At 72.5% G+C, this 22,433-nt stretch carries 19 protein-coding genes; 9 read left to right on the top strand and 10 right to left on the bottom strand.

Going from position 1 to position 22,433, the window contains the following annotated elements; translation table 11 throughout:
- Nucleotides 1-58 precede the first annotated feature (58 nt).
- Nucleotides 59-1,021, top strand: a complete 963-nt coding sequence (locus tag ACYVDO_RS00220; protein WP_460931831.1) for a carbamate kinase — start codon at nucleotides 59-61, stop codon at nucleotides 1,019-1,021.
- Nucleotides 1,022-1,122: 101 nt separating this feature from the next.
- On the top strand, nucleotides 1,123-2,265 hold the full coding sequence (bar, locus tag ACYVDO_RS00215; RefSeq protein WP_460931829.1) for a barbiturase: 1,143 nt from the start codon (nucleotides 1,123-1,125) through the stop codon (nucleotides 2,263-2,265).
- 160 nt (nucleotides 2,266-2,425) lie between these two features.
- Here the strand turns inward: bar and purH are convergent, their stop codons facing one another.
- The 3 genes from purH to ACYVDO_RS00200 are packed head-to-tail and all read right to left on the bottom strand — an operon-like array spanning nucleotide 2,426 to nucleotide 5,343.
- Entirely contained in the window at nucleotides 2,426-4,051 is a 1,626-nt protein-coding gene (gene purH, locus ACYVDO_RS00210; protein ID WP_460931827.1) for a bifunctional phosphoribosylaminoimidazolecarboxamide formyltransferase/IMP cyclohydrolase, read from the bottom strand.
- The gene (purN, locus tag ACYVDO_RS00205; protein ID WP_460931826.1) at nucleotides 4,048-4,674 is read right to left on the bottom strand and encodes a phosphoribosylglycinamide formyltransferase; all 627 of its coding nucleotides are present in this window, start codon (nucleotides 4,672-4,674) and stop codon (nucleotides 4,048-4,050) included. The genes purH and purN overlap by 4 nt, the downstream gene beginning before the upstream one ends.
- A gap of 60 nt (nucleotides 4,675-4,734) precedes the next feature.
- Nucleotides 4,735-5,343: a TetR/AcrR family transcriptional regulator gene (locus tag ACYVDO_RS00200; RefSeq protein WP_460931824.1), complete on the bottom strand. Its 609-nt coding sequence runs from the start codon at nucleotides 5,341-5,343 to the stop codon at nucleotides 4,735-4,737.
- An 83-nt stretch (nucleotides 5,344-5,426) separates the two neighbouring features.
- Here ACYVDO_RS00200 and ACYVDO_RS00195 point away from each other — a divergent pair, with 83 nt between their 5' ends.
- Nucleotides 5,427-5,909 carry an ester cyclase gene (locus ACYVDO_RS00195; RefSeq protein WP_460931822.1) on the top strand — a complete coding sequence of 161 codons (483 nt, stop codon included), beginning with the start codon at nucleotides 5,427-5,429 and terminating at the stop codon, nucleotides 5,907-5,909.
- A 19-nt stretch (nucleotides 5,910-5,928) separates the two neighbouring features.
- Here the strand turns inward: ACYVDO_RS00195 and ACYVDO_RS00190 are convergent, their stop codons facing one another.
- Nucleotides 5,929-6,915 (bottom strand): LLM class F420-dependent oxidoreductase, encoded by a 987-nt coding sequence (locus tag ACYVDO_RS00190; RefSeq protein WP_460931820.1) that lies wholly within the window; start codon nucleotides 6,913-6,915, stop codon nucleotides 5,929-5,931.
- Between the two features lie 162 nt (nucleotides 6,916-7,077).
- A complete protein-coding gene (locus ACYVDO_RS00185) occupies nucleotides 7,078-9,438 on the bottom strand; it encodes a beta-N-acetylglucosaminidase domain-containing protein (protein WP_460931819.1) in 2,361 nt (786 codons plus the stop codon).
- A gap of 153 nt (nucleotides 9,439-9,591) precedes the next feature.
- On the opposite strand from ACYVDO_RS00185, the gene ACYVDO_RS00180 reads away from it, so the two are divergent.
- On the top strand, nucleotides 9,592-10,326 hold the full coding sequence (locus ACYVDO_RS00180) for a GntR family transcriptional regulator (RefSeq protein ID WP_460931817.1): 735 nt from the start codon (nucleotides 9,592-9,594) through the stop codon (nucleotides 10,324-10,326).
- 45 nt (nucleotides 10,327-10,371) lie between these two features.
- On the opposite strand, the gene ACYVDO_RS00175 is transcribed toward ACYVDO_RS00180, so the two are convergent.
- On the bottom strand, nucleotides 10,372-11,604 hold the full coding sequence (locus tag ACYVDO_RS00175; protein WP_460931815.1) for a cell division protein PerM: 1,233 nt from the start codon (nucleotides 11,602-11,604) through the stop codon (nucleotides 10,372-10,374).
- Nucleotides 11,605-11,721: 117 nt separating this feature from the next.
- Here ACYVDO_RS00175 and ACYVDO_RS00170 point away from each other — a divergent pair, with 117 nt between their 5' ends.
- Together ACYVDO_RS00170 and ACYVDO_RS00165 are read left to right on the top strand one after the other, a co-directional pair.
- Nucleotides 11,722-12,264, top strand: a complete 543-nt coding sequence (locus ACYVDO_RS00170; protein WP_460931813.1) for an RNA polymerase sigma factor — start codon at nucleotides 11,722-11,724, stop codon at nucleotides 12,262-12,264.
- On the top strand, nucleotides 12,257-13,681 hold the full coding sequence (locus tag ACYVDO_RS00165) for a hypothetical protein (protein ID WP_460931811.1): 1,425 nt from the start codon (nucleotides 12,257-12,259) through the stop codon (nucleotides 13,679-13,681). Before ACYVDO_RS00170 ends, ACYVDO_RS00165 begins: the two co-directional genes overlap by 8 nt.
- 132 nt (nucleotides 13,682-13,813) lie before the next feature.
- On the opposite strand, the gene sucD is transcribed toward ACYVDO_RS00165, so the two are convergent.
- From sucD to ACYVDO_RS00150, 3 genes are all read right to left on the bottom strand, one after another.
- Entirely contained in the window at nucleotides 13,814-14,707 is an 894-nt protein-coding gene (gene sucD / locus ACYVDO_RS00160; protein ID WP_460931809.1) for a succinate--CoA ligase subunit alpha, read from the bottom strand.
- An 18-nt stretch (nucleotides 14,708-14,725) separates the two neighbouring features.
- Entirely contained in the window at nucleotides 14,726-15,910 is a 1,185-nt protein-coding gene (sucC, locus tag ACYVDO_RS00155) for an ADP-forming succinate--CoA ligase subunit beta (protein ID WP_460931807.1), read from the bottom strand.
- Between the two features lie 138 nt (nucleotides 15,911-16,048).
- Nucleotides 16,049-16,897, bottom strand: coding sequence for a DUF3048 domain-containing protein (locus ACYVDO_RS00150; protein ID WP_460931805.1), 849 nt, complete (start codon nucleotides 16,895-16,897; stop codon nucleotides 16,049-16,051).
- 22 nt (nucleotides 16,898-16,919) lie between these two features.
- Here ACYVDO_RS00150 and ACYVDO_RS00145 point away from each other — a divergent pair, with 22 nt between their 5' ends.
- Nucleotides 16,920-17,045, top strand: a complete 126-nt coding sequence (locus tag ACYVDO_RS00145; RefSeq protein ID WP_460931803.1) for a hypothetical protein — start codon at nucleotides 16,920-16,922, stop codon at nucleotides 17,043-17,045.
- Between the two features lie 170 nt (nucleotides 17,046-17,215).
- Here ACYVDO_RS00145 and ACYVDO_RS00140 read toward each other — a convergent pair whose 3' ends face one another.
- Complete coding sequence (locus tag ACYVDO_RS00140; RefSeq protein WP_460931801.1) at nucleotides 17,216-19,255, bottom strand: M4 family metallopeptidase; 2,040 nt, start codon at nucleotides 19,253-19,255, stop codon at nucleotides 17,216-17,218.
- Nucleotides 19,256-19,631: 376 nt separating this feature from the next.
- Between ACYVDO_RS00140 and ACYVDO_RS00135 the strand changes: the two genes are divergently transcribed.
- Together ACYVDO_RS00135 and ACYVDO_RS00130 are read left to right on the top strand one after the other, a co-directional pair.
- Complete coding sequence (locus ACYVDO_RS00135) at nucleotides 19,632-21,554, top strand: alpha/beta fold hydrolase (RefSeq protein ID WP_460931799.1); 1,923 nt, start codon at nucleotides 19,632-19,634, stop codon at nucleotides 21,552-21,554.
- Nucleotides 21,555-21,712: 158 nt separating this feature from the next.
- Nucleotides 21,713-22,294 carry a hypothetical protein gene (locus ACYVDO_RS00130; protein ID WP_460931797.1) on the top strand — a complete coding sequence of 194 codons (582 nt, stop codon included), beginning with the start codon at nucleotides 21,713-21,715 and terminating at the stop codon, nucleotides 22,292-22,294.
- Nucleotides 22,295-22,433 lie beyond the last annotated feature (139 nt).

Here is a 22,433-nt window from a genome sequence, read left to right as displayed (position 1 = left end):
GGTCGCGCCGCCGCTGCCTAGGCTCGCCGCACAGGTCGGCCGACGGCGGGGAGGTGGCATGCGCGTACTCATCGCGCTGGGCGGCAACGCCATGACCGGCCCCGACGGCAGCGCGACCCCGCAGGCCCAGCGACATGCCATCGCCGGGGCCATGGAGCACGTGGCCGAGGTGGTCGCGGCCGGGCACGAGGTCGTCCTCACCCACGGCAACGGCCCCCAGGTGGGCAACCTGCTGGTCAAGAACGAACTCGCCGCCACGGTCGTGCCACCGGTGCCGCTGGACTGGTGTGGGGCCCAGACGCAGGGGACCATCGGCTTCACCGTCCTCGACACGCTCGAGGCCGCCCTCGCCCGGCACGGCGTGCAGCGCCGGGTCGCGGCCCTCGTCAGCCGCACGCTGGTCGACGCGGACGACCCCGGCTTCCGGCGGCCCACGAAGCCGATCGGGCGGTACCTGCCGCGCGAGCAGGCGCAGGTGCTCATCGACCACGGCCAGACCTGGGAGGACCGCGGTTCGAGGGGCTGGCGGCGCGTCGTCGCCTCCCCCGAGCCGGTCGAGGTACTCGAGACCCCCGCCCTGCTGACCCTGCTCGTCGACGGGTACGTCGTGGTCGCGGCCGGCGGTGGCGGCATCCCCGTGGTGCGGGCACCCGACGGCTCGGTGCACGGCGTCGAGGCCGTCATCGACAAGGACCTCACGGCCGCCCTGCTCGCCCGGTCGGTCGCGTGCGACGTGCTCGTCATCGCGACCGACGTCGACCACGCCCTCGTCGGCTACGGCAGCTCCGACGAGCGGCCGCTCGGCGTGGTCTCGGTCGCCGAGCTCGAGGGGTATGCCGCGAGCGGCGAGTTCGCGTCGGGGTCGATGGGGCCGAAGGTCGAGGCGGCGCTGCGGTTCGCGCGCGCCGGGGGCACCTCGGTGATCACGTCGCTCGAGCGGATCGCCGAGGCCGTGTCCGACCCCGGCTCGGTCGGCACCACGGTGACCGGCTCGACCCCGGCGCGGTGGGCGCCACCGTGAGCGGCTCGACCCCGGCAGGTGTCGCGCCGAGGGCGAGCACCCGGCATACCGGAAATCCCACTGCTGCAAGGCAATCCCCACGAGACGGAAGGTGACACCCCATGCCGGAGCCCATCGAGGTGCGCAAGGTCCCGATCCACAGCGTCTCCGACGCGTCCGAGCTGACGAAGCTCATCGACGACGGCGTGCTCGAGGCCGACCGGGTCATCGCCATCATCGGCAAGACGGAGGGCAACGGCGGCGTCAACGACTACACGCGCATCCTGGCCGACCGGGCGTTCCGCGAGGCACTGGTGGCCAAAGGGGCAGACGCCGAGCGCGTCAAGGAGGTGCCGATCGTGTGGTCCGGCGGCACCGACGGGGTGATCAGCCCGCACGCGACGATCTTCGCGACGGTGCCTGCCGACCAGGCCGAGCCGAGCGAGGAGCCGCGGCTGACCGTCGGGTTCGCGATGAGCGAGGTGCTGCTGCCGGAGGACATCGGGCGGACCGCGATGGTGACCAAGGTTGCCGACGCGGTGAAGGTCGCGATGGAGCGGGCGGGGATCACCGACACCGCCGACGTGCACTACGTGCAGACCAAGACGCCGCTGCTGACCATCGACACGATCCGCGACGCCAAGAGCCGCGGGCACGACGTCTTCACCGAGGACACCCTCGCGTCGATGGACGTGTCGAACGGCGGGACGGCGCTGGGGATCGCGGTCGCGCTGGGCGAGATCGAGATGCCGAGCGACGAGGACGTGCTGCGCGACCGGTCGCTCTACTCGTCGGTGGCGTCGTGCTCGTCGGGTGTCGAGCTCGACCGCGCGCAGGTCGTCGTGGTGGGCAACGCCCGAGGGGTCGGCGGGCGGTACCGCATCGGCCACTCCGTCATGCGCGACGCGCTCGACGCCGACGGCGTGTGGTCGGCGATCAGGGACGCCGGGCTCGAGCTGCCCGAGCGGCCGCACTCCTCCGACCTCGGCGGCCGGCTGGTCAACGTGTTCCTCAAGTGCGAGGTCAGCCAGGACGGGCAGGTCCGGGGTCGCCGCAACGCGATGCTCGACGACTCCGACGTGCACTGGCACCGGCAGATCAAGGCCGCGGTCGGTGGCGTGACGGCCGCGGTGACCGGCGACCCGGCCGTGTTCGTGTCGGTGTCGGCGGCGCACCAAGGGCCTGACGGCGGTGGCCCGGTCGCCGCGATCGTCGACCTCGGCTCAGGCGAGCCCACCGGCTACCGCACCCCCACCCCCGCCTGACCCCTCCGTCACCGGCGCAGGGCGACCGCCCCCCTTCGCAAAACAACGGTTGCTCGATTTACCGCGGGTTGTCGTCCAGTGGTTTGTCGAGCAACCGTTGTTTTGCTGGGGCAGGTCTCGGGTCAGTCAGTCGGTGCTGGAGGTCAGTGGGCGCTGGACCTCAGTGGGCGAAGTGGCGGGTGCCGGTGAAGTACATGGTCACGCCGGCTGCCTCGGCCGCGGCGACGACCTCCTCGTCGCGGACCGACCCGCCGGGCGCGACGACCGCGCGCACCCCCGCGTCGAGCAGCACCTGCAGGCCGTCGGCGAACGGGAAGAACGCGTCCGAGGCAGCCACCGCGCCCCGCGCCCGCTCGACGCCGTCGTCGCCACCGTTCGCGCGCGACACGGCGAGGTGGCAGGAGTCGACCCGGTTGACCTGGCCCATGCCGATGCCGACCGACGCCCCCTCGCGCGCCAGCAGGATCGCGTTGGACTTCACCGCGCGCACCGCCCGCCACGCGAACTGCAGGTCCGCCAGCGTCGCCTCGTCAGCCGCCTCGCCACACACCAGCCGCCAGCGCTCCGCGTCGTCGCCGCCGGGCACGTCACCCTCGACCACCGCGTCGACCCGGTCGACCGTCTGCGCGAGGATGCCGCCGCTGATCGCACGGAACTCGACGGGGTCGGCATACCGCGCCATGTCCGCGGGCAGGCGCAGGAGACGACGGTTCTTCTTCTGCCGCAACAGCTCGAGAGCGTCCTCGTCGAACTCCGGCGCGACGATGACCTCGCTGAAGGTCTCGTTCGCCGCGGCTGCCATGGCCGCGGTCACCGGGCGGTTCGTCGCGATGATGCCGCCGTACGCCGAGACGGGGTCGCACGCGTGCGCCGCGGCATACGCCTCCTCGATGGTCGCGCCCACGGCGATCCCGCAGGGGTTGGCGTGCTTGATGATCGCGACGGTCGGCTGCTCGCCGTGGTCGTGCGCGGCGCGCACCGCGGCGTCCGCGTCGACGTAGTTGTTGTAAGACATCTCCTTGCCGTGCAGCTGCTCCGCCTGCGCCAGGCCCGGCCGCCAGTGGGTGTAGAGCGCGGCGCCCTGGTGCGGGTTCTCGCCGTACCGCAGGACCGCCTTCTTCTCCCACGTCGCACCGGTGAACGCCGGCCAGTGGTCCTCGCTCGGCGCCAGCGTGGTGGCGAACCAGGACGCGACCGCCACGTCGTAGGACGCCGTGTGCGCGAACGCCTGCGCCGCGAGCGCCTGCCGCTGCGCCAGCGTGAAGCCACCGCCCGCGATCGCCTCGAGCACCGCCGGGTATGCCGCGGGGTCGGTGACGATCGCGACGCTCGGGTGGTTCTTCGCCGCGGCCCGCACCATGGTCGGGCCACCGATGTCGATCTGCTCGACGCACTCGTCAGGGGTCGCGCCCGAGGCCACGGTCTCGCGGAACGGGTAGAGGTTCACGACGACCAGCTCGAACGGCGCGACGCCCAGGTCGGTGAGCTGCTCGACGTGGTCGGGCTTGCGGGTGTCGGCGAGGATCCCGGCATGCACCACCGGGTGCAGCGTCTTGACCCGCCCCTCGAGGCACTCGGGGAAGCCGGTCAGGTCGGCCACCTCGATGACCGGGATCCCGAGCCCGGCGATCAGCGACGCCGAGCCGCCGGTCGACACGATCTCGACCCCGGCGGCGTGCAGGCCCTGGGCGAGCTCCTCGAGCCCGGTCTTGTCGTAGACGGAGACGAGGGCGCGACGGACCTGACGGACGTCCTCGCTAGGCCCGGGGGTGCTCACGGTGCTCACGGAATGCTGGCCTTCCCATCGGTGACGGTGATTCCCTCGCGGGCCGCGCGGCCCACGTACTCGACGAGCAGCGGGTGCTCGACAGCCTTGATGCGCTCGTGCAGCGCCTCCTCGGTGTCCCCCTCCAGCACCGGGACGGTCGCCTGCGCGAGGACCGGACCGGTGTCGACGCCGGAGTCGACGACGTGCACGGTGCAGCCGGTCTCGGTGGCGCCGGCCGCGAGCGCGTCGCGCACGGCGTGCGCGCCCGGGTGCAGCGGCAGCAGCGCCGGGTGCGTGTTGAGGACGACCCAGCGCGACAGGACCTGCGGGCCCAGCAGCTTCATGAAGCCGGCGGAGACGACGAAAGCGGGGCCGTGGTCGCCGATGAGGCGGGCCAGCTCGGCGTCCCACGCGGCCCGGTCGTCGTGGTCCTGCACCCGGCAGACGAAGGTCGGGATGCCGGCGGCGGCGGCCCGGTGCAGCCCGGTGATGCCGGCACGGTCGGCGCCGACGGCGAGGATGCGGACGCCGTATGCCGGGTCGGCCGCCGCGTCGATCAGTGCCTGGAGGTTGGTCCCCGACCCGGAGACGAGGACGACGATGCCGGTCGGCTCAGCGGTGCTGCGCTCGGGCGTCGTCACGTGGACGAACGATACCGACCCGGCGACCCGGCCCCGCCGTCGTGTCCGGGCGCCGGACGGTCAGGCAGCGAGCAGCTCGCGGACGAGCAGGTCCCCCAACCACGTCCCGAACCGCTCCGGCGACCAGCCCGCCTCGACCACCAGGGACTGGTACACCCCGGGCGCGGCCATGGCCCGGAACAGCGCCTGCGCTTCGGCCAGGGGCACTCGCAGCAGCTCCTGCACCGAGGCCATCATCGCGTCCATCACCCGGTTGCGGCCGGCCAGCTTGGCCCGAAGGAGGCGCCGGGTCTGGCCGTCCTCGTCGACCGCGGAGTCGAGGACCTGCACGACGTCGAAGCCCGCGGCATACAGGGCGGCGAGCCAGGCGCCGGCGCCGTGCACGCGGTCGCGGGGCTCGGCCAGGGCGAGCACCTCCTGGGCCCGCTCCCTCGCCCGGGCGTCCTCGAGCCAGGCCTCGCAGATCGCGGAGAGGATCTCGCGCTTCGTCCCGAACACCGTGTAGACGGTCCGCGGGGCGACACCGGCCGCCCGCGCCACCTCGGCGAGGGACGTCGTGGAGTACCCCTGTTCGGCAAAGAGCCGGCGGGCGGCGTCGGCGATGCGGAGCCTGGTCGCGGACGCCTGCTCCTCGCGGAGGGACGGCGACCTCTTGACGTCGTCAACCACGACGAGGACAGTAGCAGTGCACTCGATGCAGTATTACTGCACTCAATACATCAGCACTGCACGACAGCTCGAGAGGACCCACCATGACCACCACGACGAACACAGCTCCCGCCTCCACCAGGACGGCCTCGGTTGCCGCCAGAGCGGACGTCACCGCGCTGGCGGTCCTGCGGCGCATGTTCGACGAGGGGTTCGCCACCGGCGACACGGCAGTCGTCGACGAGCTCTGCTCCCCCGACCTGGTCGAGCACCAGTTCGGCATGGCGGGCCGCGGGACCCCAGCCCTCGACCACGTCCGTGAAGCGATGACCCAGGTCCACGCGAGCATCCCGGACATCACCTTCACCATCGAGGACGCGGTGCAGTCGGGGGAGACGCTGTGGGCGCGGGTCACCGGCCGCGGCACCGCGACCGGCCCGTTCTTCGGGCCACCGAGCGGCAGGCCGGTCGAGATCACGGTGATCGACGTCGTGCGCGTCGTCGACGGCCGGATCGTGGAGCACTGGGGTGTGCCCGACCGGTTCGCCCTGCTCGCCCAGACCGGCGTCCTGGACTGCCTCGGCTGAGGGCAGCCTGCGCGCGGCCTCAGGCGGTCGGGGCGGCGTCGCGCAGCTGCTCGAGCAGCGGCTCGGCCGCTTCGTCGAGGAACCGCTGCTGGCCCTCGTCGCCGACCTGGACCAGCGCGATGTCGGTGAAGCCGGCCTCCCAGTAGGCACTGACCGCCTCGACGATGCCGTCGAGGTCGGGCCCGCACGGGATGGACTCGGCCACGTCCTCGGGCCGGACGAACTGCGAGGCGGCGGAGAAGCCGGCCGGCGTCGGCAGGTCCGCGTTGACCGACCAGCCGCCGCCGAACCACCGGAACTGCTCGTGCGCGCGCTTGACCGCCGTGTCACGGTCGGGGTCCCACGAGATCGGGATCTGGCCGATGGCCCGCGGCGTCGAGGCGGAGTCGGGACGAGAGGCGAGGAAGCCCTCGATGAGCTCCTTCTCCGGCTGCACGGCGATGACGTGGTCGGCCAGCGGCCCGAACCGCCCGTACGACTTCTCCCCCGACACGGCCACGCCGATGGGGACGCCGCCGTCCGGGCAGTCCCACACGCGCGCGGAGTCGACCCGGAAGTACTCGCCCTCCCACGTCACGAGCTCGCCGGTGTGCAGCTCGCGGATGATGTGGATCGCCTCCTCGAGCATGTCCTGCCGCACGCCGACCGCGGGCCAGCCCTCCCCCACCACGTGCTCGTTGAGGTTCTCGCCGCTGCCCAGGCCGAGGGTGAAGCGCCCCTCGGACAGCAGCTGGAGGGTGGCGGCCTTCTGCGCGACGACGGCCGGGTGGTACCGCGTGGTCGGGCAGGTCACGTACGTCATGAGCTCGAGCCGCTCGGTCGCCTGGGCGACGGCACCGAGGACGGTCCAGGCGTACGGCGCGTGACCCTGCTCGGTGAGCCACGGCGAGTAGTGGTCGCTGCTCACCGCGAAGTCGAACCCGGCCTGCTCGGCCCCGGTCGCGTAGCCCACGAGCTCGCGGGGACCGGACTGCTCGGTCATGAGGGTGTACCCGAATCGCGTCATGACCCCAACCTCACACGCGCCGTGCGGCCCCGCACGCCAGGCGCGAGGCGCTGCCGCCCCGGCCGCGAGCGGACCCGCACACCAGTCACCCCGCCTCGGCGCAGACCGCCCGGGTGACCGGCGGGGAGCCGGCCACCCGGGGGGGTGCGTGCGGAGCGTCGGTCAGGTCCCGGCATACACCCCGAGCTCGTAGATCGAGTAGCCCCAGGTGGTCTTGCGCTGCACCCCCTGCACCCGCACGTACTGCACCGGGTCGCCGGCGCCGAACGTGAACACGTCGAGGGCGCAGGTGGAGTCGTCGACCGACTTCAGCGTCCTCCAGGTGGTGCCGTCGGTGGACGTCTCGATCCGGTACGCGTTGGCGCAGGCCGACTCCCAGCTCACCGTGACCGCGCGCACCACGGTCGGCTCGGCGAGCTTGACCTGGACCCACTCCGAGTCCGAGTAGCCCGACGCCCACCGCGTGCCCTGGTCGTCGTCGTTGACGAACTTGGGTGCGAGCCGGGCGAGGTTCTGCTCGGTGCTCGAGGCGGAGGCGGTGCCCTGCGGTGCGACGTTCGTGGCGTCACCGGCGTCCCACAGGTCGAGGGTCATGCCGGCCTTGAACAGGAACGTGTCGAGCACGCCGTCCGCGATCTTCACCGGCGCCCTGCCCCACGTGTTGTCCGGCGGGTCGACGACCACCTTGGCCGCCTTCGACGCGTTCGCGTCCGACTGCGCCGCCAGCTGGTCCGACGTCGCGCGGTCACCGTCGAGCCTGGCCTGCAGGGCGTCGAGCAGCTGGACCATCGCCTGGCCCCAGAGGGCCGTCGCGTCGAGCCACGGCGAGGCGTCCGAGAGGAACCCGCGGTCGGTCGGGCCGGAGCGGATCGTGGCCGGGGCCGCTGCGATCGACTGCGCATAGGGGCGCAGGGCCGCGACCGCCTCCGCCCGCTGGCCGGCCTTCCACTGGGCCCAGAACGCGTCCGTGCGCGCCTTGAGCTCGGGCGCCTGCGGCTGCCACGGCGTGCCGAAGCTCGGCGCGAGGTGGTTGAGGTCGGCGAAGACGCGCAGGGCCGAGGCCGCCGCCGCGTCGCCGCCGGCGACGTACCGCAGGGCCTGGGTCCAGTTCCTCGAGGCGTCGTACGCCTTGTCGTTCCAGGTGAAGTCGGCGAACCCGAAGATGGCGATCTTGCTCGCCGCGGCCTCGTTCATCGGGTTCGAGACGATGCCCGAGAGGTATGCCGAGAGGCCGGGTTCGCGCTTGTCGTACGGCGCGAGGAGCAGTCGGCCGGCCGTCTGGCCGTAGTCGTTGACGGGGTAGTTGTCCCAGAGGAAGGTCGGGCCGCCCAAGACCTTCGCGGCCTGCTTCGCCTGGTCGACCGTCACCGACTGGGGCACGACACCCTCGCCCGTCCACATGACGACGATGTCCTCGTCCATGCCGCGCAGCGCGGTCTTGTAGGCCGAGTCGACGGTGTTGTAGTACTCGGTGGGCACCATCTGCAGCGGACGGGCCCCGTCGTGGGTCTCGATGAACTCCTTCTGCACCCGGTCGAGGAAGTCGGCCTGGGCGCGTCCGGCAGCCCCTGCCCCGGGGGCGCCGTACTTCGCCCGGTCGGCGTCGCAGTGCCACGAGCCGTAGGCGATGTCGTCGAACGGCAGGTTGAAGGCCCGGACGCCGAGGTCGTACATCTGCTGCAGCTTGGCGGTCAGCGCCCGGTAGTCGGCGTCGCTGCTGAAGCAGATCGTGTTGCCGGGCGACAGCGCGAAGGTGAACCGCACGTGGTTGGCGGTGGCCCGGTCGACGAGGGTGCCCAGCTCGGCCAGCTTGTCCGCCGGGTACGGGTCGCGCCAGCGGTCGCGGTGGTAGGGGTCGTCCTTCGGGGCGTAGATGTAGGTGTTCGCCTTGACGTCACCGTAGAAGTCCATCTGGTCGAGGCGCTCGGCCTGGGTCCACGGGTTGCCGTAGAAGCCCTCGATCGTGCCCCGCAGGGGCATGGCCGGGTAGTCGCTGACCGAGGCGCCGGCCAGCCGCCAGCCGTCGTCGCTCGGGACGAAGAGCTGCTCGAGCGTCTGCACCGCGTAGAACTGGCCCGCCGCGTCCGTGCCGCCCAGGGCGACGGTGCCCAATGGGCCACGGGTGCGGTCCACCCGCAGGCCGTAGCCCTCGGCGTGGTCGGGGGCGGCGGTGCCCGCGAGGGCCGTCCGCACGTCGGCCCGCGAGCTCGGCCCGAGGTGGATGGTCAGGGGCGCGGTGCCGCTGGCGGCCGAGCGCTCGTCGACCCGGTCGACGCCGTGAGCGGTGAGGGCCGACCGCAGGGCCGTGCGCGCCGCCGCGTCCGTCGCCCCGTCCACGACGACCTCGACCCGGCCGGGGACGGTCACGTCGGCGCCGGCCCGGCTGACCGACTGCGGGGTGGGCGTGATGGTGGGCAGCGCGGTCGGGGGCGGCGCCGCCCCCGCCGGCAGGGGGCCGGCGACTCCCGTGACGGCCACGGCGAGCAGTCCCACCGCGGCGAGGGACCTGCGAGGACTCCGCATCTTTCCTCCTGATGGTCTAGACCAATCCGGTCATCGTTCACGCGCTGGACGAAAGGTGTCAAGAGCGCGACCTGCCGCGCGACCGCTTCCTGACCAGACCCTGACCAGCCCCTGACCCGATGCCGCACCAGCGGACTGGGGCATCATGGGCGCGTGTCCGCCGAGCCTGCCAAGCCGTCCTTCCGTGAGGGCCTGCGCGAGCAGGTCCTGTCCCTGCAGCCCGGCGAGCGCCTCCCTCCCGAACGCGCCCTCGCCGAGCAGTGGGGGGTCGCGCGGATGACGGTGCGCACCGCCCTGGCGACCCTGGCCCGCGAGGGCCTCGTCCGCACCGTGCACGGGTCGGGCAGCACGCGGGTCGCCCCCCCGGTGTCGGTGCGGGTGCGGCTCGGGTCGTTCGCCGAGGCGGTGGAGGCGCAGGGGCTGCGTCCCGGCACCCGCCTGCTCGAGCTCGGCGAGGACCCCGACCCCCCGGCCGGGGCGGTGGAGCACCTCGGCGCCGAGGGCCTGCCGGCCCTGCTGGTGCGGCGGCTGCGGCTCGGTGACGACCTGCCGCTGGCCATCGAGGAGGCGTGGCTGCCGCGGCACCTCGTGCCCGACCTCGACGAGGCGGCCGCCGGGGGCAGCCTCTATGCGCACCTCGCGGCGCACGACCTGCTCCCGGACGCAGGTGAGGAGACGGTGAGCGCCGACCTGCCCGATGCGGACGAGGCCCGCCTACTGGGGGTCTCGGCGAGCCGCCCCGTCCTGCGCCTCACCCGGCGCGCCACGGTGCGGGGCATCCCGGTCGAGTACGCCCGGGCGGTCTTCCCCGGCGACCGGCACGAGCTGTGGTTCTCCCTCGACGCCGACCGGCTGCGGTCGACCGTCCGCTCACCGCGCGAGGCCTGACGACAGGCCACCGCCCCCGACCCACCCGGGCGGCTCGGACGAGCCTCAGCGGCGCAGCTTCCAGCGGTCCCAGCCCAGGACGAGCACCGCCCCGAGGGCCACCTCCACGAGCAGCGCCAGCGTCATCGCGCCGGCGGGAGCGCCGATGTGCGCGAGGCGGGCCGAGCCGAGCGAGGATCCGCCCACCACGTCGAGCAGCCCGACTGCCCCGGCCGTGACGGCCACCGCGACGCCCACGACCGCGAGCTTGGTGCCCTGGGTCGACAGGCGGGACACGCTGCGCAGCGCGCGCCACCCCACGAGCACGCCGACCAGCACCGGGACGAGCACCACGAGGGGCAGCGCCCCGGGGAAGGCGCCCGGCTCCGGCAGGGCACCGAGCACCGGGACCATGGGCAGGACCGAGGTCCGGCTCCCGGTCCAGGTCGCCGACGCCCCCTCGACGGCGGAGAAGCCCGTCCCGGCCAGGAACGAGACCGCCCACAGGGCGAGGTTCGGCAGCACCGCCAGCTGCGCCACGACGAGCACGACCCCGCCGACCACCCCCGGCGCCAGCTCGGACTGGAGGTGGGCGACCCGGTCAAAGTGGAGCACGAACATCAGCACACAGGCCAGGACACCGCTGCCCAGCAGGGCACCCGCGCCCTCGAGCCCGGCGCGCACGCCCCTCGGCACCGCGGCCGGCAACCAGCCGGGGCGGCGCATCGCCTCGCCGACCAGCTCCGGCCGCCGCCGGACGTGCCGGCCCAGCGCCAGCAGGGCGGCCACGACCGGGAGGACGAGGACCGGCAGGGCCACCGTCCAGACCACCGGGGTCGGCCCGGCGAGCGCCGCCGCCACCCACCACAGGGCCGCGCACACGACATACCCGCCGGTCCAGGCGCCGAGGTCGGCGAGCAGGCGCCGGTGCACCAGTCCCCGCACGAGGCGGGGCTCGCGGTCGTGCGCCGCGTCGAAGGTCGCCCGCCCGGCCGACCAGGCCGCGCCCAGCACGGCGAGCAGGAGGAACAGCAGCGGCACCACGGTCACGCTCGTGCCGGCGACGTCGAGGTGCGCACCCCCGCCGAGCAGCCACAGGCTGGCGCCCACGCCGAGGGCGGCCGTCCACGGCACCGTCGACTGGGCCGCCGCCACCCAGACGAGCAGGGCCGGGAGGACGAACACGCAGGCGCTCACCGCCGCGGCACCAGCCCCCGCCAGCGCCGCCCGCCGCAGGCCGACCGGGTCGACTCCCCCTCGACCCGTCGTTTCCCCGCGCAGCAGCTCCATCACAGTCATGTCCGCCCCATGGTCGCCGACGCGCGGCGCCGATCCGCCGAGCAACGCCGAGGAGCGGCAAGAATTGTCCGAACGCGCCGCAACCCGTCCGCCCCGGGCTGCGTCTGCTGCGGTGTGATGGCCCTGGGAACCCGTGGAGGCAACGCCCGGGAGGTGACGATGGGACCGCGCTCGGACGAGGACGAGTTCGACGCGTTCTACCGCGACACCTCGCGGCGCGTCGTGCACCTCGTCTACGGGTTCACCGGGGACCTCACCGTCGCGCAGGACAGCACCCAGGAGGCGTACGCCCGCGCCTGGCAGCAGTGGTCGACCGTGCGGAACCACGACGACCCGCTCGCCTGGGTCCGCACGGTCGCCCGGCGCATCGCGATCTCGGCCTGGCGCAAGCGCACCAGCCAGGACCGCGCCCACGAGCGGCACGGCGCGCACGAGACGACCGGGCCACCGAGCGAGGACCGGGTCGCCGTCGTGGCCGCGATGCGCGAGCTGCCCGACCCGGTACGCGAGGCCGTGGCCCTGCACTACATCGGCGACCTGTCGATCGACCAGATCGCCCACGAGACCAACACCCCCGCAGGCACCATCAAGGCCCGCCTGCACCGGGGCCGAGCGCTGCTGGCGCAGGCCCTGAGCCACGAGGAGAACGACCATGGCTGAGCACGACGAGTGGACCGCGGCGGACGACGCCGTGGTGCGCCGCGCCATGGCGACCCTGCGCACCGACGTCGAGTCGCTGCCGCTGCCCGACGTGCGCTTCGTCCGGGCGAGGGGGCGGGCGCGTCGGCGCCACCGGTTTCTCGCGCTGACCGCCTCGGCCGCGGCTGCCGTGGTCGTCGCCGGCACGGTGGGGTATGCCGCGTGGGGCCCGGCCTCCTCGCGCACCCCCGTGACGCCGGCCTCCAGCGGGCGGAGCGGGACCACGCCTGCCACCTCGACCACCACGTCTGCCGCGGTCGGCAGCCTCGACCGGCCCGGGGCGCTGCCGCTGCTGACCGAGTGGACCTCCTCGCTCGGGCTCACCGGGACCGTGCGGCTGACTCCCGTGAAGCCGTTCGGGCCGGTCGAGTGCCTGAGCAGCGAGCCCGGCACCAAGGTGCAGCAGGAGGAGCTCACCCGGGAGCCCGACGTCCAGGGTGGGCAGGTGCGGTTCCGCATCGGCGCCGGCCAGGACGTCCAGACCGCCGCGGAGGGCGTCGCCCAGGACATCGCGGGCTGCCAGCTGCAGCCGGCGTACAAGGTCGCGCTCCGGTCGGCTCCCAGCACGTGGCCACGACTGTTCTCGTACACCGCGGGCGACGCCGGCTCCGGGTGGTGGGTCGTCGCACCCGGCGCGCAGGACGTCGTCGTCCTCCAGGTCAACGAGAACGACCGCCCGGCCTCGAGCTTCACGCAGGCTCAGCTGGCCCAGCTCGCCGACATCGCGACCCAGCGGCTCGAGCGGTACGGCTCCGCGTCGGCATCCTCCACCACGTCGAGCAGCCCGTCCGTCACGGGGCCCAAGGCGATCGACGAGAAGATGCAGGTCGTCGGTCCGGGCCCGGTCCCGTCGTCGAAGCTCTTCGTCGCCGCCTCGCAGTGGAGCTCCTCAGCCCTCACCGGAGGGGCCGCGACCGCCGCCGGGCCCGGCGCGCTCGAGGGGTCCACCGCCGTCGCGTCGTGCGAGACCGACCAGCAGCAGGCCGGGATCGGTGGCCGGGTCGGCATCGTCTCGGTGCGGGTCGGCACCAGCAGCACCGGCTACATCGGCCGGCAACGCGTCCAGCTCGACGACTCCACCGGCTCGGACACCCAGCAGGCCTACGTCGACGCGCGGCTGGCGGAGGCGAAGACGCTCTTCGCCAGGGGCTGCTCGACCCCGAACTCCACCGTGAAGGCGACGCCCGGACCGACGGCGGGCACCTGGCGGCTCGACACCGTCTTCAAGGACGGGACCGCCACCCTGTCGGAGTGGGTCGGCGTCACTGCCCAGAAGACCCCCGGCGCCGTCTCGACGGTCGTCATCACGAAGATGGCCGACCCGAAGCAGGGCTTCGCCGAGCTCGACCGCCTGCTCAACCTCGCCCGCCAGAAGTAGCCGGCCACCCGGCATACCCCGTGCCACCACCACGAACCAGGCCCACGCAGAAACGCCGGTTGCTCGACGTCCCGCGGGTTGTCACCGCGCGGGTTGTCGAGCAACCGGCGTTTCGTCGAAGCCGGGGGAGCCCTACTTCTGCAGGCCCTGCATGATCTCGCGCATCAGCTCGGCGGTCGCGGACGGCGTCTTGCCGACCTTGACGCCGGCGGCCTCGAGGGCCTCCTGCTTGGCGGCGGCCGTGCCCGCGGAACCCGAGACGATCGCCCCGGCGTGGCCCATGGTCTTGCCCTCGGGGGCGGTGAAGCCCGCGACGTAGCCGACGACCGGCTTGGTCACGTGCTCCTTGATGTAGGCCGCGGCCCGTTCCTCGGCGTCGCCGCCGATCTCGCCGATCATGACGATGGCGTCGGTCTCCGGGTCCTTCTCGAACGCCTCGAGGCAGTCGATGTGCGTGGTGCCGATGATGGGGTCGCCGCCGATGCCCACGGCGGAGGAGAAGCCGAACTCCTTGAGCTCGTACATCATCTGGTAGGTCAGGGTGCCCGACTTGGAGACCAGGCCGATGCGGCCGGGGCCTGCGATGTCGGCGGGGATGATGCCGGCGTTGGACTTGCCGGGGCTGATGAGGCCGGGGCAGTTCGGGCCGACGATGCGGGTCGTGCCCTTCTCACGCGAGTAGGCGTAGAACTCGGCGGTGTCCTTGACCGCGATGCCCTCGGTGATCACGACGGCCAGCGGCATCTCGGCGTCGATCGCCTCGACCACGGCCGACTTCGCGAAGGCCGGCGGGACGAAGATGACCGACACGTTGGCCCCCGTCTCCTTCATCGCCTCCGCCACGGTGCCGAACACGGGGACGGTCACGCCGTCCTCGAAGTCGACGGTCGTGCCGGCCTTGCGGGGGTTCACGCCACCGACGATCGCGGTGCCGGAGCGGAGCATGCGCTGGGTGTGCTTCATGCCCTCGGAGCCGGTCATGCCCTGGACGATGACCTTGGAGTTCTCGTCGAGAAAGATTGCCATTTCGCTTCTGTCCCTTGCTCAGTTGGCCTGCGAGGCCAGCTCGGCGGCCTTGCGGGCCGCGCCGTCCATGGTCGCTTCGATGCTCACGAGCGGGTGGTTCGCGTCGGCGAGGATCCGGCGGCCCTCCTCGACGTTGTTGCCGTCGAGGCGCACGACGAGCGGCTTGGTGGCCTCGTCGCCGAGCGCGTTCAGGGCGCCGACGATGCCGTTGGCGACCGCGTCGCAGGCGGTGATGCCACCGAACACGTTGACGAACACCGACTTCACCTGCTCGTCGCCGAGGATGATGTGCAGGCCGTTGGCCATGACCTCGGCGGAGGCGCCGCCGCCGATGTCGAGGAAGTTGGCCGGCTTGGGCGAGCCCGGGAACTCCTCGCCGGCGTAGGCGACGACGTCGAGCGTGGACATGACCAGCCCGGCGCCGTTGCCGATGATGCCGACGGAGCCGTCGAGCTTGACGTAGTTGAGGTCCTTCTCCTTGGCAGCGGCCTCGAGCGGGTCGGCCGCAGCCTTGTCCTCCAGCGCCGCGTGGTCCGGGTGGCGGAAGTCGGCGTTCGCGTCGAGGGTGACCTTGCCGTCGAGGGCGATGATGTCGCCGTCCTCGGTCTTCACCAGCGGGTTGACCTCGACCAGCGTCGCGTCCTCGTCGCGGTAGACCTCCCACAGCCGCTGCAGGACCGGGACGATCTTGGCGCCGGTCTCGGCGTCGAAGCCGGCGGCCTCGACGATCTCGCGGGCCTTGGCCTCGTCGATCCCGGTGTTGGGGTCGACCTCGACGCGCGCGAGGGCCTCGGGCCGCTCGACCGCCAGCTGCTCGATCTCCATGCCGCCCTCCTTGCAGCACATCGCGAGGTAGGAACGGTTGGCGCGGTCGAGCAGGATCGAGAAGTAGTACTCCTCGGCGATCCGGGCGCCCTGGGCGACCATCACGGTGCCGACGGTGTGGCCCTTGATGTCCATGCCGAGGATGGCCTGCGCGTGCTGCTCGGCCTCGTCGGCGGTCTTGGCGACCTTGACGCCGCCGGCCTTGCCGCGGCCGCCGGTCTTCACCTGGGCCTTGACGACTGTCACGCCGCCGGACTTCGGGCCGATCTCCTCCGCGGCCGCGCGGGCCTCGGCGGGGGTGGTGGCGGTCTTGCCGGCGAGCACGGGCACACCGTGCGCCTCGAACATGTCTCGGGCCTGGTACTCGAACAGATCCACGTCTGACGTCCTCGTCTGGGGAAGGGTGTGGTTCGCGCCCGAGACTAGTCCCGTGCGGGAGGGGCGGCGTTCCCGGGTGCGGGGAGTGGGACCAATCTCACCGCGAGCGGCCAAGAGGCGCGAGGAGGCCCGTCGGGGTCAGCGGATGGTCGCGCTACGGCCGACGGGGACCAGCAGCACCCACACCGTGCCACTCGGTGCGAAGGTCACGACCTGCCCTGCCGAGGTGAACGTGGTCGGACCGGTCGCACTCCGACGGGACCAGCCGGCCTCCCAGACCTTGCCGTCGCGCAGCACGCTGGCCCGACCCGATCCCACGAGCTGGATGACGGGTGTCGGCTGGCCGTTCACGTCCCGGTTGGCCGACTGCCGGGTCTGGACGTACTGCACGACGACGGTGGTGGCGCCGTACTGCGTACGGGACGGGCTGACGTCGGGCCGTCCGTCGGTGGTGACGAGGTACTGCCTGCGCGCGGCGTTCCACGCCAGCGACACCTTTGCGGCCGGCCAAAAGGCGGTCACCGAGGTCGCGGGCTCACCGCCCGGGGTCGCGGCGCCGTAGCGGAAACCGATGTCATGGGGCTTGACACTGCCCTTGGCCCGGGCCAGCAGCTCCGCGGTGTTGCCGATGACGTTGTAGGGCGCCGGGCGGGAGTGGTCACGCCGGTACCCGCGGGTGCTCTGGTCGTAACTGAGGTTCACCTGCTTCCCCTTGGCCAGGATGCCCGCGGTGTAGCTCGACGAGCCGGAGTACGCGAGCGCCACCGGGCCGTAGTTGGCCAGCAGCTCGACGTCCGACTCGCGCCCGCTGCGCACCGGACCGACCTCCTTGGGCATCGACCGGCTGAAGACGGCCAGGAGACGGGTCAGGCCACCCTCGACCGGCTCGACGTAGACCACGTCGGCCTTGTCGAGACCGATCCGCGGCCGGGCCGCCGGGGTGTTGTCGATCTTCACCGCGAGGACCGGGCCACCCACCAGCGGCACGGGGCCGGCTGGGCTCGTGGTCGTGGAGGGCGAGCTCGTCGCACTGCTGCTGGACGTCGACGGGGTGGGCCGTGGTGACTTCGCGCCGCCCGAGCACGCACCCACCGACGACAGCAGCAGCAGAGACGCTGCGAACGGCAGGACCTGAGAGGCACGACGCGGCATACGGCGAGGATAGGCCGCGACCCTGGAGGTCCGGCCGCACCACACCGGACCGGCTCGGTCGCCCGAGCCGGTCCGGTGGATGGGGGTGCGGTGGGAGCGGACCCGGGCCCGGAGGACGCCCGGATCCGCCCCCACCGGTTCAGGGGCGACGGGTCAGCTGGTGGCCAGCGACGTGTCGTCGACGACGAAGGACGTCTGCAGCGACGAGTCCTCGTTCATCAGGAACTTCACCGTCACCGTCCTGCCCTTGTACGCGGTGAGGTTGAAGGACTTCAGCGTGTACGTCGCGTTGGTGCCCAGGTTGGAGTACGTGGCCAGCGTCGTCGTGGTCGAGCCGTCGACGACCTGCACCTTCATCGTGTCGTATGCCGTGCTGCCCGACTCCGCGGTGTCCGTGCGCAGGTAGAACGACAGGGTCGCGCCGGTCACGGTGGACGGGATCGAGACGCTCTGCTGCTCGGTCTCGGTCGCGGTGCTGCCGTTGCCGCCGAGCCACATCTTCCAGGAGCCGGTGCGCGCCGGGCGGCCGGTGTTGGTGGTGATCGGGCCGGACGTGCCGGTCCAGACGGTCGCACCGGACTCGAAGCCCGGGTTCTGCAGCAGGTTCCCGCTCGGGGGCGGCGTCGTGCCACCGCTGCAGCTGGCGCTGCCCGCCGGGACGGAGATCGCGGAGAACGCCTTCTCGACCGCCGTGCACGTCGCGCTGCTCGCGCCGAACAGCTCGATCGCCGAGGTGATCGCGCCCTCACGGGCGTTGAGGTAGGTGCTGCCCGAGGTGAGCTTGGTGGCCAGCGTGCGGTACCAGACCTTCTCGATGTTGCCGCGGCCCGCACCGGTCACCGTCGACCCGTTGCAGGTGGGGCTGTTGTACGAGACGCCGTTGATGGTCTTGGCGCCGGAGCCCTCGGAGGCCAGGTAGAACCAGTGGTTCAGCGGGCCCGAGGAGTAGTGCGGGTCGAGGCTGCCGAGGGAGGACGACCAGCAGTCCTTGGATGCTCCGTCCCTGGAGGGCTTGTCCATGTACCGCAGCGGGGTGCCGTTGCCGTTGATGTTGATCTTCTCGCCGATGAGGTAGTCGCCCGGGTCGGCGGAGGAGTTGGCGTAGAACTCCACGGCCGTGCCGAAGATGTCCGAGGTGGCCTCGTTGAGCCCGCCGGCGTCACCGCTGTAGTTGAGTCCGGCCGTGTTCTCCGTGACGCCGTGGCTCATCTCGTGCGCGGCCACGTCGATGGCGGTCAGCGGCTTGGCGTTGTTCGCCCCGTCGCCGTACGTCATCTGGGTGCCGTCCCAGAACGCGTTGTTGTACGCGTTGCCGTAGTGGACCCGGCTGCGGGCACCGGTGCCGTTGTTCCAGATCCCGTTGCGACCCAACACGTTCTTGTAGTAGGCGAAGGTCTTCTCCGCGCCGTACTCGGCGTCGACACCGGCGGTCTGCCGCGACGTCGTGGAGCCGTTGCCCCAGACGTTGTCGGCGTCGGTGAACTGCGTCCCCGTGCCGCTGGTGGCGCCGTTGAGGTCGGTCGTGTAGTTCCCCACCGAGTCCTTGAGCAGCCAGGAGGACCCCGACGAGATGGTGCCCAGGGTCACGGTGCCGGAGTACATCGAGTTGCCCGTGCCGTTCTTCACCTCGTCCCAGGAGGTGATGACCGCGCCGCTCCTGGCGTCGACGACCGTGTGCAGCCGGCTGGGCGTCTGGTCCGCGCGCACGCCCTCGGTGACGACGTCCCACGCGAGGCGGGGCGAGCCCGTGCCGGCCCAGACGACCAGCTCCCCGTCCTTCCTCGTGGCCGCGTAGCCGGCCCGGCGGGAGCCCGCGGACTCGGCCGACGCCTCGCTGACCGTCGGGCTGGTGGACGCGACGGCGACCTTGCCGGTGCCGTTGAAGCGGACCGCCCGCTTGGCGCCGCTGGAGGTCTTGTCGAGGATCAGGTCGCCGCCGAGGACGCGCAGGCCCTTGTAGGTGCGGTCGTAGCGGACGTGCCGGGTGCCGTCGCGGTCGGTGACGACCGAGCGCGGGACCAGCTTCTCGTCCTTGGACAGGCCCAGTGCGTCGTGGTCGCGGTCGGCCGTGGCCGCGCTGGCGGAGGGGGACGGGGTGGCGGACTGCGGTGCGGCTGCGGCTGCGGACAGTGGGGTCGCCACTGCCGCTGCGACGGCGACGCCGAGGGCGACGCCGGTGGACAGTCGGATCACGGGTTCCTCTTCTCTGAGCGGGCGCAGGGGTGTGCTCCTGCGCTGCATGGGGTGACGCCGCGGTCCCTCCGGCGCGACACGGGGTGGTCGCTGGCTCGGGCGCCGTGCCGACCCAACCCCTCGTCTCGCGGACGGGTCAATGGATCTGGCGAAGACTTTGCCAAAAGCGTGGAAACCCCTCTCGGACGCCGAAATCGGACCCCGAATTCCTCCCTCTTTCGCCAAGCGCCGTCCAGCCGCGCGCCCGGCCCCACGATCGGGTTCCCGGCATGCGGACCGTCCGACCAGCATGTGGGCGCGTAACCCGCTCCCCCACGCCCTCGTTGTCAGCACACCGGCGGCGCCAGCGGGCCCGCCCCCGAACCGTGGAGGCCCGATGACGCGCCACTCCTCACGACACCCCAGCTCCGCACGCACGACCTCGGCCCTGGCCGCAGTCGTCCTGGCCGGCGCGGTGGTGCTGGCGACGAGCGCGACCGGGGCCTCGGCCGCACCCGCTGCTGCCGCACCCGCCGCTGCCGCCACCGACACCGTCGACGTCTACACCGGGCTGCACTTCACCGTCCCGGCCGGGAACAACGACCTCGGGCAGCCGCAGACGTGCACCATCGACGCGGACCTGTACCGCCCGCACTCCTCGGGCCCCGTGGCCCGGGTGCCGGCGATCCTCACCACCAACGGCTTCGGCGGCAGCAAGACCGACCAGGCCGGCCTCGGCCGTGCCTTCGCCGAGCGCGGCTACGCGGTGCTGTCCTACACCGGGCTCGGCTTCCCCGACAGCGGCTGCAAGATCTCGCTGGACGACCCGGGCGTCGACGGCAAGGCCGCGAGCGCCCTGGTGACGTTCCTCGGTGGTGGCGGCAGCGCGGCATACGACTCGGCGCAGGTGGGCGGCACGGCCACCGGTCCCGGGACGCTCACGGTGGACTTCACGAAGCTGGACGACGCGGCCACGCACGACCCGCGCGTGGGGATGATCGGCGGGTCCTACGGCGGACAGATCCAGTTCGCCACTGCCGCAACGGATCCGCGCGTCGACACGCTCGTCCCGCTCATCACCTGGAACGACCTGCGCTACTCCCTCGCGCCCAACAACACGAGCTTCACCCGGGGGGTCACCTACGCGAACTCCGCACCGGGGACGGAGAAGCTGGGCTGGACCAACCTGTTCTTCGGCGTGGGCATCGCCGACGGCGTCCAGGGGGCCACGATCGACCCCAGCCGGGACGTGGGCTGCCCCAACTTCGTGCTGGAGGCCTGCCAGGCGAAGGTGACCCTCGACACCCTGGGGTACCCGACGGCCGACACCTACCGGCTCACCGACCGCGTCTCCGTGGGGCACTACGCCGACCGGGTGACCGTGCCGACCTTCCTCATCCAGGGCGAGAACGACACGCTCTTCAACCTCCAGGAGGCGGTCGCGACCTACCGTCAGCTGCGCTCCCGCGGCGTCCCGGTGACGATGGCCTGGCAGTCCTGGGGCCACTCCGGCGGCGCCAACGGCAACAGTGGCGCGGCGCCCGGCGAGCTCGACCTGAGTGGCCAGCACATCGAGGACACCTACCTCGGTCTGCGGATCAAGAACTGGTTCGACCACTACCTCAAGGACAGCACCGTCTCGACCGGCCCGGGCTTCGCGTACTACCGCGACTGGGTGCCGTACACCGGCAGCGCCGCCCCGGCCTACGCGACCGCACCGTCCTACCCCGTGGGCACCCGCCGCTCGTGGTACCTCTCCTCGAGCGACGACCTCGTCGACTCCCGGCGGGCGGTCCTGCCGGGCACCACGTCGTGGTCCAACCCCGGTGGTGGCGCGCCCGCGTCGTACACCGAGGTCTCCGGCCTCGAGGGCCAGGTCGCGCTGCCGCCCGGCCTCACGACGCCGTACGACACCCCCGGGACGTTCGGCGCCTGGACCACCACGGCGCTGGCGAAGCCGGTGACCATCGTGGGGGCTCCGACCCTCGACGTGCGGTTCGACTCCCCAGTCGTCGCCGGGACCCAGGCGGCCGGCCCCAGCGGGCAGCTGCAGGTCTTCGCCAAGCTCTACGACGTCGCCCCGGACGGCACCCAGACGTTGGTGCACAAGCTGATCAGCCCGGTGCGCGTCGCCGACGTCACCCAGCCGGTGCACATCGAGCTGCCGGCGATCGTCCACCGCGTCGACGCCGGGCACCGGCTGCGGCTCGTCCTGGCCAGCACCGACGCGGCATACAAGAACGCGTATGCCGTGCAGCCGGTGACGGTGCACGCGTCGCCGACCGAGCCGGCGACGCTGTCCATCCCGACGGTGGGCTGACCGGCCGGCTGGACAGGTCGGACGGCCGGCCCCGCGTGGGCCGGGTCACACCAATAGTGTTGGGGCGCAGGACCTAGGGCCCTCGTGGGGCCAGCAGCCCGGTTGAAGCATGGAGTTGCAGACAACCGGGCCAATGGCCCACCGAGGAGGAAACCACCATGACAACCGTCCAGCGCCACCCCAAGCTCGACGTCCTCGTCGAACACGATGTGGTGACCCATGTTGCAGCCCGCAGGATGCTCGCGGTGCTGCGCGTCGCCTTCGGGCTCACGTTCCTGTGGGCCTTCTTCGACAAGCTGCTCGCCCTCGGCTGGGCGACCGGCACGAGCCAGACCACCGGCGCGGTGGACCGGTTCGGACCGGCCGCGTGGATCCACGGCGGCAGCCCCACGACGGGCTTCCTGAAGTCCGTCGACCCGGGCAACTGGTTCCACGGGTTCTTCACCGGCATGGCCGGGTCGGCCTGGGCGGACTGGCTGTTCATGATCGGCCTCGCCGGGATCGGGTTCGCCCTGACCCTCGGCATCGGGATGCGCATCGCCGCAGCGACCGGCGCGCTGCTCTACGCCTTCATGTGGGCGGCATCGTTCCCGCTGGCCAACAACCCTGTGATCGACGACCACGTCATCGGTGCGGTCACCGTGATCGCGCTGGCGCTCGTCCTCGCCGGAGACGAGTGGGGCTTCGGGCAGCGCTGGGCCCGGACGTCCCTGGTTCGCCGGTACGGATGGCTGCGGTAACCCGCAGCAGGCCGCGCCCTCACGGCGCGGCCCGGGAGGGGCCGGGGCGGACGCCCGGCCCCTTCTTCGTGCGCGGCCGCCCCCGAGGGGAGCCGCGAAACAACGGTTGCTCGACATCCCGCGGGACGACAACCCGCGG

Source organism: Phycicoccus ginsengisoli, from assembly GCF_054779295.1.
The sequence above is the reverse complement of the archived record's forward strand: the minus strand, read 5'-3'. Positions and strand labels throughout refer to the sequence as shown.

Coding starts and splice junctions, on each gene's coding strand:
- ACYVDO_RS00220 (WP_460931831.1), top strand. CDS start 59: ATGCGCGTACTCATCGCGCTGGGCGGCAACGCCATGACCGGCCCCGAC.
- bar (WP_460931829.1), top strand. CDS start 1,123: ATGCCGGAGCCCATCGAGGTGCGCAAGGTCCCGATCCACAGCGTCTCC.
- ACYVDO_RS00195 (WP_460931822.1), top strand. CDS start 5,427: ATGACCACCACGACGAACACAGCTCCCGCCTCCACCAGGACGGCCTCG.
- ACYVDO_RS00190 (WP_460931820.1), bottom strand. CDS start 6,915: ATGACGCGATTCGGGTACACCCTCATGACCGAGCAGTCCGGTCCCCGC.
- ACYVDO_RS00185 (WP_460931819.1), bottom strand. CDS start 9,438: ATGCGGAGTCCTCGCAGGTCCCTCGCCGCGGTGGGACTGCTCGCCGTG.
- ACYVDO_RS00175 (WP_460931815.1), bottom strand. CDS start 11,604: ATGACTGTGATGGAGCTGCTGCGCGGGGAAACGACGGGTCGAGGGGGA.
- ACYVDO_RS00170 (WP_460931813.1), top strand. CDS start 11,722: ATGGCCCTGGGAACCCGTGGAGGCAACGCCCGGGAGGTGACGATGGGA.
- ACYVDO_RS00165 (WP_460931811.1), top strand. CDS start 12,257: ATGGCTGAGCACGACGAGTGGACCGCGGCGGACGACGCCGTGGTGCGC.
- sucD (WP_460931809.1), bottom strand. CDS start 14,707: ATGGCAATCTTTCTCGACGAGAACTCCAAGGTCATCGTCCAGGGCATG.
- ACYVDO_RS00135 (WP_460931799.1), top strand. CDS start 19,632: ATGACGCGCCACTCCTCACGACACCCCAGCTCCGCACGCACGACCTCG.
- ACYVDO_RS00130 (WP_460931797.1), top strand. CDS start 21,713: ATGACAACCGTCCAGCGCCACCCCAAGCTCGACGTCCTCGTCGAACAC.